We start from the raw sequence: 13,613 nt of genomic DNA, 5'->3' as shown, positions 1-13,613 counted from the left end.
TTTCACAACTGAACAGAAAGGTGTACGAAGTGTTCTGTATCGTTTGCTACGATGGTTAAGTTATGCTTTTGTGGGTAGAAATGAGCCAACCTGCTCTTGACATTTTCCAATCCTATGCCTGATTCATCGCGTGGATCTTCCGTCTGCTTTTTGGGATGAATACTGTTTACGACATCTAAGTGAACTGAACCTTGTAAACACCTCAGGTTTATCTTTATCCAAGACTTGCTTTTGGTGCTGATACCGTGTTTGAAGGCATTTTCCACATAAGGAATCAGCAACATCGGTGCAATGTTTCCCTCGCAGACATCATCAGACAATTTGATCTCCACATCCAGATTTGACTCATTTTTGAAGCGAAGCATCTGCAGATCCAAGTAATTTTTCAGGTAATCAATTTCCCGGGTAAGAGGGATTTTATCCATCTGATTTTCGTGAAGCATAAAGCGCATCATATCGCCCAACTTCTGGATTCCATCGGATGTCTTTTCTGCATTTTCCATCAAAGCCGCTCCATAGAGCGTGTTCAGCGCATTGAAAAGGAAATGTGGATTGATCTGGGAGCGAAGGAAACTCAGGTTGGCAGTGCTTTGATTTACTTGTACTGAAAGCGTGTCAATTTTACCAATATAATCTTCGTATTTTCTAAAAACCAGATTAGAAAGTGGGAATACCACGAATAGCAGTAAAAGGATCATACCTACTCCAAAAAGCAAGATTTCCTCTGCATTATTTTCCACAGCAATAATAAAAAACACGATAGAAATAACTGCCATCAATCCCCAGAGGAACCAGCGATAAGCTTTGATATTTCCTGCCATCTTGTTTCGGTAAAGCAGGTGATAATTATATAAGACAAAGAAAATGATACTTGGGAAGATTATGAATAGTATAATGTAGGTCCCTGAGTTAACGAAAATCTTAGAGGCTATCAAAAATACCACTGAAAATACGAGTAACATAAATAGCCTGACGCCATTATACAATTGAAAGTCCCTGAAAACAGGCGGCAATAGCATCTTTTTTACCAGTATCACAGTCAATAGATAGCCAGGATAGAGGGCTAAAATGCTAAAATAGAAGCTAAAAAACCGTTCTATATCAGAATCCATTCCCGCAGCACAAATTCCTGAAAAAGCCCCAGTTACGGTTGCTGTCAGAATACTGAAAAGTACCAATTGAACAACATTTCTGTCTCTTAGATACTTCGGTATTATCACTAAGTGCATCAGGTAAAAGCCTATATAGACAACAACGGGCATAAATACTTTCCCTAGAAACTTTTCAATCTGCCCATAATGAACACCATCCATGATATTGGTGAGCACGATGATGATAAAAATGAGGGTGACGACCCACCATTCAATATTCCGAAAAACATAACTTTTTGATTTCATATCGTATTGATAATTAACTGGTTGAATTACTTTGATTCAATCAGATTTGTCTTAATGTTCAAGGTAATCTTTTCTGCACTTTCGGTCTCCACGCTTTCTACCGAAAACATCAGTATGATGTTATAAATAAGCGCTAAAAGGATCAGCAAATAAAAGACTTTCTTGGTGTTCATTAATTCTCTTCCTAATTGATAGGACAAGAATAGTGGTGCCTGTAAGTCTTTGCAAAAGTGTGGGACGAAATGGGGAATTCGGGGGATGAATAAGAAGTTGGGATTTACGATTTTGGATTTCCGAGATCAATGGAGAGTGGAGCAAGTTTTATAGGCCAAACATTTAGGGATTTTGATTGAGGTTTAAGAAAAAAATCTAGGTTTCGACTTCGCTCAGCTTGACTCTTCGACATTGACTTACTAGTAACAATGAATGTTGAATAATAAATTCCGAATAATGAAGTATGGAATTACTACAAAGCCTGAAGAACAAATTGATCTACCTAACTACGGAAATGCCGTAAATCTCAATTCGTAAATCCCAAATCAAAAAGGATTGCTCAACAAGTCAATTCCCCACATCCCAGGAAGAACAAAATACACCATCAAAGTCACTAGAATGATCGAAATGATATTCAGCCAAAATCCAGCCTTAACCATATCCTTCATCTGCAGATAGCCAGAACCAAAAACAACAGCATTTGGAGGAGTTGCCACAGGAAGCATAAATGCGCAGCTTGCAGCCAAGGTAGCACCAACCATCAATCCAAAAGGATGCAAATCAAGCTTCACTGCCACTGACGCAAGTATTGGAAGCAACATGGAAGCAGTAGCCACATTTGATGTCACCTCGGTAAGGAAGTTGACAGAAGCAATGATAATCACTAGTAAAAGGAAGAAGGAAATGCCTTCTATCAAGGTAAATCGTGTTCCTATCCATTCAGCTAGGCCGGTTTCTTTGAAGCCAGCCGCCAAAGCTAAACCACCACCAAAAAGGATCAATACTCCCCATGGAATTCGCTCTGCTGTTTTCCAATCCAAAATACGTTCACCATCTTTTGAAGAAGGGATAATAAACAAGGCTATTACACCAATCAGTACTATAATCGTATCATCCAAGCCGGGTAAAAATTGCTGTAATAGGAATGATCTGGTAATCCATGAAAAGCACACCAAACCAAAAACGATCATCACCATTTTTTCTTCATAAGAAATTTTACCTAAAGCAGTTAACTGAGTTTTAATAATACTTTTCCCATCACTTAAACTAAAGCGGGCGGGTAGGGGATTAGAAAAATTCACTAGGTAATACCAGCATATAAAAAGCATCACTGCAGAAAGAGGCAAGCCAAATAACATCCATTCATTAAAGCCAATTTCATAGCCATACAAGTCTGAAACTACACTGGCTAAAATGATATTTGTGGGTGTTCCGATCAGAGTTGCCACGCCGCCAATGGATGCACTGTAGGCAATTCCAAGCATGATGGCTTTACCAAGATTTTCATAAATAGCAAGTTTCGAGGAGCCAAGTTGATCTTTAAACTGATTTACCACAGCTAAGCCAATAGGCAACATCATAAGAGAAGTTGCAGAGTTTGATATCCACATCGAAAGGATTCCGGTGGCAAGTATAAATCCCAGCACGATCTTTCGTAGATCTGTTCCTATGAGATTTATAATATTTAAAGCGATTCTGCGGTGTAAGCTCCACTTTTCAATTCCAGTAGCCAACAAAAATCCCCCCATGTATAGCAGTACTGTAGGATGCATGTAGTTTTCAGACACATCAGCGATAGGCAGAATACCTAGTAAGGGCATCAATATCAATGGGAGAAAAGCAGTTGCTGCAATAGGTAAGGCTTCAGAAATCCACCAGATTGCCATCCAAGCGGCTAATGCTAGCATAGATTGAGCAGACGCATTTAAGCCATTGAACTCAACAAAAAAATTGATTATTATAAAAGCTAATGGCCCAAAGTAAAGCCCTAATGATTTAAGATTTATTTTCATAAAGCCTTAAAGCTAAAACTTTTCAAGACATATTTTTTGCCGGTGAAAAAATTGGAGTCTCAAAAGTTAAATTTTCTGACCTTATGAAATCCCCATTCGCTTTTTTATCTCTCCTTCTATACCAGCTGAAAGTTTCCTGATTGAATCTTGCTCAAAAAAGTCTTGGATAGAAATCTCCAGATTCAAACGTTTACTTAAAAGTGAAACGATACGAATAGCCGAAAGAGAATTTCCGCCTAGAGGGATAAAGGAATCTGTAACATCGATAGCATCCATTTTCAAAACTGTGCACCAGGTACTATGAACGAGTTCTTCAATCTTGTTTTTTGGTTTTATTATAGGTGTAGATTTTGGACTGGCGCTTTTGGTTTCTTTTCTCAAAAGAGCCTGCTTGTCTACTTTACCATTGGAGGTTAAAGGAAAGGAGTCGATTTGAATGAAGGATGAAGGAATCATATTAGCTGGCAAATATTCCTTCAGATAGTCCACCAACTCATTTTTATTGACCTGGGAGGATGCTTTGAAATAGGCCCTGATCTCTTTGGAATTATCTTGCTCTTCCAATCCAATATCTGTCATGAGTTTTTTGATAGATTCAGCTCCAAGCTCATCATTTAGCTCATCGATCGTTTCTTCACGTTTTTTATGCCCAACTCGTACATCCCAACTATACGGAAAGGCATAATTATGATATCCCTTTTTCCTCTTGTGGACAAAAATCCCGAGATCATTGATAATACAATTTGTACTACGCCCAGTATCTTTAGGTCTCTGCCAGCCTATTGTATGTTCCAGGTATTCGTACATTTCGGATAGACTCACATCACTGAAGCGGTAGAAATCCACAAAAGAGACCTTGCTGAATACTTCATCAGTCTCAAACATCGATACATCTAGGTATTCGCTGACTGCATCTTTGCTTCTATGATAGGATTTCCTGGTTTCAAGGATGATTTTATCAATATCCTTTGGGTCAAAATGATCCTTTAGGAAAAGTTCTTCTGTCAGTCTTGTTTCAAAAAATTGACCTCTAGATAGACCTGTCACAATAACCGGGATATTTTTCTCCAAGGCTAATTGGGTACTGAGCGTATAAACAGTTTTAAAGCAACCATTACAAACATTTTGATGCCTCTCTAAGCTATCCCTGAATATTGCATTCATGGCATCTGTGCGCCCATAGATATGATCTACACCAAGTTTTGTGACTGTATTGTTGATGTTCTCTTTGGCATTATCCGAGATAAAACCATTGTCCAAGGTCCAAGCAAGAACTTTTAGATCAAGCTCTACCAGTTTTGCCAACGCATAGCTACTGTCTTTTCCGCCACTTAGTAGCATTAAGCAATCATACTCTTTTTCCCCATGGTTGGACAAGCCCAAAATCTCTGACTTGAGGTTGTCCATGGATTTGAAATAGGAGGAAACGTTTTTTTGATATTCCTCAAAGGATTCACAGAGATTACAGATACCTTCTTCATTAAAAACAGCATCCGGATAGTTCGAAGGAATCCCACAGTTTTTGCAATGAAAATCTGGAGCTTCAAACAAATCAATATTCGAATCTGCCACCACAATATGGGCCTCCTCAATAGTAGAGAATTGATTCATTAATGTTTCAAGTTCTCCAGCTTCAATTCTGACTCCATTGAGCTTTATTTGCTCATCCACTCTACCGAAATATTCTAAAATCCCTGAAGCATTGAGTCGTACCAAGTCTCCAGTTTTATAGATTTTTTGATCAGGTTGAAAAGGGTCACTAATAAATGACTCAGCTGTTCGAGTAGCATTATTCCAATATCCCTTCGCTAAAACACTACCGCCTAGGTACAAAACACCTTGTACTCCCTGAGGCACCGGATTCAATCCATCGTCTAAAATATAGAAGTAGCAACCAGCAATTGATTTGCCAATAGGAACAGAATTGCTTTCTTCAGAAGATTCATATTTATGTACAATACAACCCACAGTAGCCTCAGTTGGGCCGTATTCATTGAATATTTCGGAGCCTTCTGAAAGATTCGATTGTATAGATTTTGCAAGACTTGTTTCAAGATTTTCCCCTCCGAAAATCACAGTTCTAATATTGGATTCACTTAAGGCACTTTCCTGAATGATTTTCGCATGAGAAGGGGTCAGCTTTATAGTGTTTATTTCCTTATTTTTTATGACTTCCAAAATAGAAACATCTGGCCCAGATTTACCTTCAGGATAAATGTCGATCGTACCACCCGTGATTAGTGGCAAAAAAATAGATGTAATAGTTAAATCAAAACCGATTGAAGTAAAGAAAGGCATACTAACCGCCTCAGCTCTGCCGTACAGGTTTTTCGCCTCGGTTACATAGTTTGAAAGAGAAGCCAAAGTTACTTCAACTCCTTTGGGAACACCCGTAGAACCAGAAGTGAATAAAATATAGGCAGATCTATCGAGATCACCTTTTGTTAACAATTCTTGATCTATTGTTTCAAGGAAGCTAATCTCCTCAAGGCTTATATCAATAACCGGCTGATCGATATCAAATTCCTGTGATGCACTGATGATCAATTTAGGCTTTAAGTCCTTCAAAATACCTTCGACCCTTTTTTTGGGAAGATCAACAGGGACAGGGACAAATGTTGCTTTCAAGTCTAAGACAGCGAGAACGAATAGCACATACTCTATAGATCTTTGCTTGTGAAGTACCACTATATCCTGTGGATTAACTCCTTTAAATTTAAGGAGTTGACTTGTCTTTTTCACTAAATTATCAAGCTCTAGGTAGCTGAGCCTAGCATCTGCAAGCACTAATGCAGTATCATTTGAATTCTGTTCAATAGAGCTTCTGAGCAAATCATCGAGAGATGGAATAGCTAGCTTTTCGAAATCACCATTTGAAATTAGCTTGTCCTTTTCTTGAGAAGTTACTAAGCCTATTTCAGTGATTTTTGATTGATCGTCAGCAATAAATCCTTCAACTAGCTTCTCAAAGTGATGAGGAAGAAGCTCTACCTGAGTTGGCGTTAAGTAAGCCTCATTGATATCGAAATAGTAATCCAGATTAGTTTGATTGTTGAAATCAAAAGCCTGAAAACGCACCTGATGACTGGAGTCTAGTTGATCTGGAAAAAGCCAATTAGTCTTTGTCGGAATAGTGCCAAAATCCCCAAAATAAAGTGGGATATAATTTACGATCAGGTGGATTCCCCGAGAACTTTCCATGGTCTGTGCACCAGGATAACCATTCTTGAAAAAGTCAAATAACTCCTGCCTAACCTTTTCAAATAGACTTTTGAATGTGTCCTCAGTATCTACCTGGATGTCTATTGGGAGCACTTCAATAAGTAGTCCTGCTGTATTCTTGAATTTGCTTAGGTTTCGATTAGGGAAGGGGCTTCCAATCCTTATTACAGACTCACCCGTTATACGCGAAATAAATGCTGTAAATAGAGTGGCCCAGATAGTGAATTTTGTCAGATCTGGGTTAAAAGAGCGATAGCCATCGGTAGTAAGTTTTTCTTCAAAAAGTGCCTTCAAATCTTCAGAAAAGGGGATTCTTACTCTAGTAGCTTTAGTATTGGATAAGTTTTTTTGGTTTCCATAAAGCGTTAAGCTCTTACTTGGAAATTGTCCTTTGGATTTCCAGTAATCTGCCGCTGTGGTATTCTTGTCTTCTCTTTTTTTGGATTCAAACTCTCGATAAGATTCAAAGCTTGTCTTATTATTGACTTCAATTTTTTCACCTTTTAACTCAGCTTCATAAAGCTTAGACATTTCATCAAAAAGCACTTTGAATGTGGAAGCGTCGGCAAGAATATGATGGATATTGAGGTACCAAATAAACTTATCATCACTGACCTTCAGTAAAATCGAATCAAAGCATCTGATTTGTAGATCTAGGGGAGTTTGTACCCGACGATTGATAAAAGAATCAGAGTCTTGCTCACCTAGTTCTTCTACAGATAAAATAAATTCTATGGTGTCCAAAACGATTTGTACCACATTAGAATCTTCATCTTCTTGAAAGACGGTTCTTAGGCTGTCATTTTGCGCAATAAGTTGATTGAAAGCTTTGCTAAAAGCTTCTTGGTCTATAGCAGCGCTAAACTCAAATGTATGGGGAAGATAATTTGCTGTTGAGCTTGGGTTGATTTTTTGACTTGCCCAAATACTTTGTTGACTTCCTGTGAGGCTAGTGCTCGAATCCTTTGATAGTTGCAATCTGGTTATTATTTATTCTGCTGTTGGGCAATGTAATCTCTAATAGATGAAACGGTATTGAAATTCTCAATGACCATATCCTGAGGTGGAACTTTGATCTGATATGTTTCCTCCAAATGAGCAATAAGCTTCATAATAGTAATGCTATCTATCAATCCACTACTAAGCAACTCCTCTTCTTGGGTGACGAGAATATCAATCTCCTTATTTATATAGTTTGTAATTTGTTCGAGCATTAGTTTGGATTTATTGCTGATGTGTCTCTCTTGACCATGTATTCAGGTCTAGGATCTGAGACTTCTTGGATATTTTCGATAGGGTTGAAGGTAAACATAAGTAGTTTTCTATCCACCACACCCATGTTTTGGTACGAGCTATGAAGCAAATTACAGTGGAAAATATGGACATCACCTGCTTTTCCTGTAAATGGAATAATTGGACTATACTTATCCACCATACTGGCTAAGGTACTTTGACTGATCATATATTTCAGATTCTCATCATGCACACCATCAGGGTTATTCAGGTAAGAGTTTACCTCACCTTCTTGTTGAGAGGAGGGAATGGCCAAGATCGGTCCATTTGCCACATCTACATCAGTGAGCATAATCGCAACAGTTAAAGCTTTTGGCTCCAACATTCCATCTTCCCTCCAAAACTTAAAATCCTGATGCCAACTCCACACACCCGATTCGAGGCAGGCTTTTGTATTGAGTTTTGATTGGAAAAGGTAAAAATCAGACTTTAAAAGCTGCTTTATTTCCTGAGGAAGGGGAGAATTCTTAATTAGATCCAAAATAGAGGAATCGAATTTCTCCGGTGCAAACACAGTCCTGATTTTCTTAGAAGTCTTTTCTCTAAAAAACTCGGGGCCATCCATTTGCTCTATTTTTTCAATAGCCTGAATTACTTGCTCAAGTTTTTCTCCCTCCAACCAACTAGCTAGATGTAGAAAGCCTTGCTTTTCGAACTGATTAATTTGATCCTGACTAAGCATAAATTTTAAAGCGAGGGTATTTCAATTTGAAAACTGTTTTTCCAACTTCCTGTAATGCACTTTGCCATTATCCGAATGAGGTAGGGATTGCACTGCGAAAAGGTGTTTGGGAATACTTGATTTAGGTAATAGTTTGAAAAGCTTTTTCCTTAGGTCTTCTAGTTCATAGGAACTTTCTGCTAGAACTATAGCCGCGCAAAGTTCTCTCATTCCATTTGATTTTGACGTGAAAACAGCCACATCTTTTACTTCCTCACATTTTCTGAAAACCTGCTCTATGGCGCCAAGTTCTACTCTTATTCCACTAATTTTCACCTGTCTATCCATTCTGCCTACAAAGACAAGTTCTTCATTTCTGTTTAAATAAACGAAGTCCCCTGTCCTGTAAAATTTAATTTGGTTTCCTTCAATGTTGGCTAGATAAAATGACTTTTCATTCAAAGGATCATTATTCCAATAGCCCAACATCATGGTGGCAGAGTGAATCAATAATTCTCCTTGCTCACCTGGCTGGACGGGCTGATTATTTTCATTCAAAATCAAGTAGGAGGTATTATCCCAAACTCGACCAATTGGCACTTCTTTTTCCGGATCAACTGGACCCTTAAAGTTGAAATAAGTACACTGATTTACCTCTGCAGGACCGTACACATTAGAAAGCCTAGCCTGAGGAACCTTTGTTTGCAATTCATTTAATTTATTAGGGGGAAAAGACTCTCCGCCGTATTTGATCCATCTTACTGATGGGAAGTTGAGATCAAAATTACCTGAAACTAAAGAAATGAAAAGGGATGGAACTGAATATAGTATTGAAATGCTATTCGCTCTAACAGCTTCGCAAAAGCTACCTAGCATCACCAATTCGCTAGTTCCGAAAATATAAGCACTGCAACCAGAGTACATCGCGGAGAAATAGCCAAAGGTACTTTGATCAAAATGAAGTGATGCAACATTCCCGATTACATCGTCTGGAGATACTTCGTAAAGGCGTGAGGATTGCCTTGCATAAGCCATACCGCTGGCGTGGGTGTGGACAATTCCTTTTGGCTCCCCCGTGGATCCGGAAGTATAAAGTATATAAGCCTGATCAGAAGATTTAATGGTTAATTCTAAAGTTGTATCGCTAGCTTGGGTAAAAACTTCTTCCCAAGAGAAACCTTGATTAGACCCTAATACAGTTAATTTTTTTGTATTTATCTGATTAATAATACGTTGATGTGCAGAGATTGAAATAATCACTTCAATATCACAATCTGCAATAATAGCGTCAATTCTTTCAGCAGTTTGACTTGGATCTAGGGCCACAAGTACAGCACCTGCCTTTAGAATTCCGTAGATAGCATAAGCAGTGAAAATATTTTTCTCGATAAGTATTCCTACGCGATCACCCTTACTCACACCTTGGGTAACAAGCCAATTTGCCAGTTGGCTGCTCTTTCTGTCTAACTCTCCGTAGGTAATCTTGCCATCAACACTACTGAAAGCAACCTTATTAGGAGTTGCGGAAGCAACTTCAGATACGAGTCTACTTAATATTTCAGTTGTTGAATTCATAATAAGCCATCTAATTTGGCAATTATATTTCTCTGAATATCTGAAGTACCAGAATAAATCAATCCGCCTAAACCATCACGTAAATCACGCTCAACTTCATATTCTGTTACAACTCCTTTGGCACCAAATATCCGGATAAAATCCATGCTTGATTCTACAAATGCTTCACTGATATATAATTTGGCCATGGCTGCTTCCTTCATCAAAGGCAAGTCATGCTGATCCAGGTAAGCGACTTTGTAAAGATGCATTTTTGAGGTTTCCAGACGAAGCCTCATATTGGCTATACGATTGGAAATGGATTGATTTTTCCCAATACTTTTTCCAAAGGTCATTCTTGTATTGGCATAAGCTATTGAAAGCTCTAATTGTTTCTCCAATCTACCTATTTGACTTGCAAAGATGTATCCACGCTCAGATTCCATCGCAGAGCTGAAAAGACTAAGTCCAGAACCTTCTCTCCCTAGTCTGTTTTCATCCGGCACAAAGCAATTCTTTAAGTAGAGATTTCCCATAGGAGTGGTTCGCATACCGACTTTGTCACGAACCTCACTTCTAGTAAATCCATCCATTGTGGTATCCACAATAAATGCTGTGATTCCCCATTTGCCTAATTTGATATTCGTGGTCGCAAAAACGACCGCTATTTCACAGAGAGGAGCAAGGGTGATGTAATGCTTTTCTCCATTTAAGATGTAGCCTCCATCAACTTTCTCAGCAGTCATTTCTAAGGCATACGTATCTGAACCAGATCCTTCCTCAGTAATACCGAAAGCACCAATAGCTCCCGAAATAAGTCTTGTGAGATATTTTTGCTTTTGCTCTTCTGTTCCAAAGGCATTTATAGCCACTTGAGTACTCCAAAGCTGGGAATTGAGAGAAAAGGGGAGGCCATTGTCTTTGCAGCCATAGCCTAAGCCCTCGAGCATAAGAACAGTGGTCAGTGGATCAAATCCACTGCCACCATATTCTTTGCTAAAAGGCCATCCTAGAACTCCGAATTCAGCACACTTTTTCCATTCTTCTAGCGGAAAAAGATTATTCTGTTCTTTTTGTGAAACATCCTCATTCAGGTTTGCTTCGGAGAATAATATAGCTTCTTGGCGTAATTGTAATTGCGCGGGGCTCCAACTAAATTCCATTCAATTAAAATGAAAATTTGACAAATCCTGTGAAATTAAACGGAGTTCCAGGCGTAAAGTGGATTTCACTCACTGGAGAAGATTCCAATTGTCCATTTGGAAGTCGGATTCTAGATTCCGTATCAAATTGAGTTTCTTTCCAATCTGAATTCAATAAGTTTTGGATGAAAAAACCTACGGTAAAGTTGTTGAAGCTGTAACTCGCATTCAAATCCAAAATAGTATATCCTTCAGCAACTACCGAATTATCTTCGTTGGCAGGTCTGTCCTGCAAGTATCGCGCTCTGAGAGCACCAGCAAATCCATTTTTCTCTACACTCAATCCTCCAGTCGTAGTAATTCTTGGAGCCAAAGGAATCAAATTATCTCCCTCAGGATCGTCAATACTTCTGGCGTAGGAATACGTGAAATCACCATCAAGATAAATCCAGTTATTTGCCTGCCAGCGTAGCCCCAAATCAACCCCTCTACGTGCAGTACGGCCACCGGCTTCTACAATTCCGGCATCACCCACGTAAACAAACTCCTGCTCCAATCCCAGATACCATAAAGCACCATTGACGATGAGTCTAGGAGAAAGCTTGAAATTACCACCTAAGTCAGCTCCAAAGCCTCTCGGAAGAATAGACTCATTATTAGGTCTTTCAAGAACCACACGGGTATCGTTGGAGTGAAAACCTATGCCTGACTTTAAAAAGACCTGAACGCTAGGATTCACTGTGTATATGAAATTTAGTTTCGGACTGACAACAGCTGCGGTTAGGGAAGCTGGATCGTATTCAGGTGTCAATTGATCCTGATAGAGGTACTTGAAATAATCTACTCTGATTCCAGGATTTATTCGGAGTTTGTTCAGAAATAAGTCAAAATTCACATAACTGTAATAGTTCGACTCGGTGATATCTCCACGCTGAGTCACAAACCTCACGCTATCTCTGTTTTTGGTTCCGGCTAATTCATTGTCGCGGATAAAGTCATTTCTAAGCCCTACACCAAACTGAAGTGCATAGTCACCACCACTAAATGTATTTGTGTAGGTCACCTGACTTTCAGCTCCGAAAATAGCTCTGTTTTCACGCTGTCTGATTTGATCTCCATTGATAGAATCTTCTAGGAAAAAGGTGAAGTTCGAGAAAAGCTCAAAATCATAAGTTGAGTAGTAGGCATTGTTTTTTACAAAAAGTCGATCATTTACTAGCTTGGTGTGATTCAATGCCAAATTCATTCTGCTGGTAACACCGCCCTCAGTATCATCCAAGGCACCAAATTCTGTGATTTGCCCACTTTCTACTGCTCTAACAGGAATTTGGCCTGATGCATCCCACTTACTGGTGAAATAGGAAGCCAGCAAACTGATATCGCTACCATCTTCTAATGTCAGCCCATATTTACCCATCAAGTTTAAGCGGCTAAAATTCTGGCTTGATTCAAAAGGTCCATCGTTGGAAAGATATTCAGTTGCGATGTAAGCATTACTTTTTGTATCATTAATTAATTTAAAAAGACCTACGGTTCTCATGCTGTTGAAGCTACCACCTTGTACACTCACAGAACTTTTATCAAGGCCTCTTTTCGTCTGGAAGTTCACATAACCTGCTGTCGCAAAATTACCTTTATCAGCATTGTATGGACCTTTGTCGAAATCAACACGCTCAATAGTCTCAGGAATCAGGAAATGTAAATCTGAATAGCCTTGTCCATGTGCATGGGACACCATGTTTACAGGCATTCCATCTACTGTGATGTTGATATCTGTACCGTGATCTATGTCAAAACCACGTAGGAAAATTTGCTCAGCTTTACCACCACCGGCATGCTGGCCTATAAAAAGACCAGGCACTTTTCTTAAAATATCCTGAGAAGTATTCACCGGATTGGTTTTGAGGTCAATTCGAGATAAAGTATTTAATGGATTTATGTCTTGACTGAAAACCACTTCACCTAACTCAATAGCAGCATCTTTCATTCTGATTGTTACTTCTTTTGTCAAATCTTCTATCACATAGACTTGTCTTTCAAATCCTATATGGCTGATTTGTAGCGTATCACCTGCAGATACTCCAGGTAACACAAAGTATCCAGAATCATTGGTATGCGCATGATGCTCAGAATCACCATGAATAAGGTAAGCACCTATGATAGGAGAACTTCCACTATCTAGTACCCGACCTTTGAACGCCTGCCCATGGGCAGAAAAAACGCCAACAAAGGCAATTGCAAGCAAGGAAAGTAAATTTTTAAGCATATTAAACAGGTTAAATAATTGGAGGGAAATTGATTTTTAATTTCTAATAATCACAAATCAGTAAGTTTTGTT

Annotated in this window: 8 protein-coding genes; all 8 read right to left on the bottom strand. The window is 38.9% G+C overall.

The window, feature by feature from the left end; all coding sequences use genetic code 11:
* Positions 1–2: 2 nt before the first annotated feature.
* The gene (locus tag ACPUEN_RS05220) at positions 3–1,397 is read right to left on the bottom strand and encodes a sensor histidine kinase (protein WP_425639061.1); all 1,395 of its coding nucleotides are present in this window, start codon (positions 1,395–1,397) and stop codon (positions 3–5) included.
* 539 nt (positions 1,398–1,936) lie between these two features.
* Positions 1,937–3,403 carry an SLC13 family permease gene (locus tag ACPUEN_RS05215; RefSeq protein WP_425639059.1) on the bottom strand — a complete coding sequence of 489 codons (1,467 nt, stop codon included), beginning with the start codon at positions 3,401–3,403 and terminating at the stop codon, positions 1,937–1,939.
* A gap of 81 nt (positions 3,404–3,484) precedes the next feature.
* A complete protein-coding gene (locus tag ACPUEN_RS05210; RefSeq protein WP_425639057.1) occupies positions 3,485–7,603 on the bottom strand; it encodes an amino acid adenylation domain-containing protein in 4,119 nt (1,372 codons plus the stop codon).
* An 8-nt stretch (positions 7,604–7,611) separates the two neighbouring features.
* Positions 7,612–7,839, bottom strand: a complete 228-nt coding sequence (locus tag ACPUEN_RS05205; RefSeq protein WP_425639055.1) for a phosphopantetheine-binding protein — start codon at positions 7,837–7,839, stop codon at positions 7,612–7,614.
* Entirely contained in the window at positions 7,839–8,600 is a 762-nt protein-coding gene (locus ACPUEN_RS05200; protein ID WP_425639053.1) for a phytanoyl-CoA dioxygenase family protein, read from the bottom strand. Before ACPUEN_RS05200 ends, ACPUEN_RS05205 begins: the two co-directional genes overlap by 1 nt.
* 21 nt (positions 8,601–8,621) lie before the next feature.
* Positions 8,622–10,154, bottom strand: a complete 1,533-nt coding sequence (locus ACPUEN_RS05195; RefSeq protein WP_425639051.1) for an amino acid adenylation domain-containing protein — start codon at positions 10,152–10,154, stop codon at positions 8,622–8,624.
* Positions 10,151–11,296, bottom strand: a complete 1,146-nt coding sequence (locus ACPUEN_RS05190) for an acyl-CoA dehydrogenase family protein (protein ID WP_425639049.1) — start codon at positions 11,294–11,296, stop codon at positions 10,151–10,153. The genes ACPUEN_RS05195 and ACPUEN_RS05190 overlap by 4 nt, the downstream gene beginning before the upstream one ends.
* 4 nt (positions 11,297–11,300) lie before the next feature.
* Positions 11,301–13,541, bottom strand: a complete 2,241-nt coding sequence (locus ACPUEN_RS05185; RefSeq protein ID WP_425639047.1) for a TonB-dependent receptor — start codon at positions 13,539–13,541, stop codon at positions 11,301–11,303.
* Positions 13,542–13,613: the final 72 nt, after the last annotated feature.

This window comes from Algoriphagus yeomjeoni (assembly GCF_049821175.1).
Taxonomy (GTDB): Bacteria; Bacteroidota; Bacteroidia; order Cytophagales; family Cyclobacteriaceae; genus Algoriphagus; species Algoriphagus yeomjeoni_A.
The sequence above is the reverse complement of the archived record's forward strand: the minus strand, read 5'-3'. Positions and strand labels throughout refer to the sequence as shown.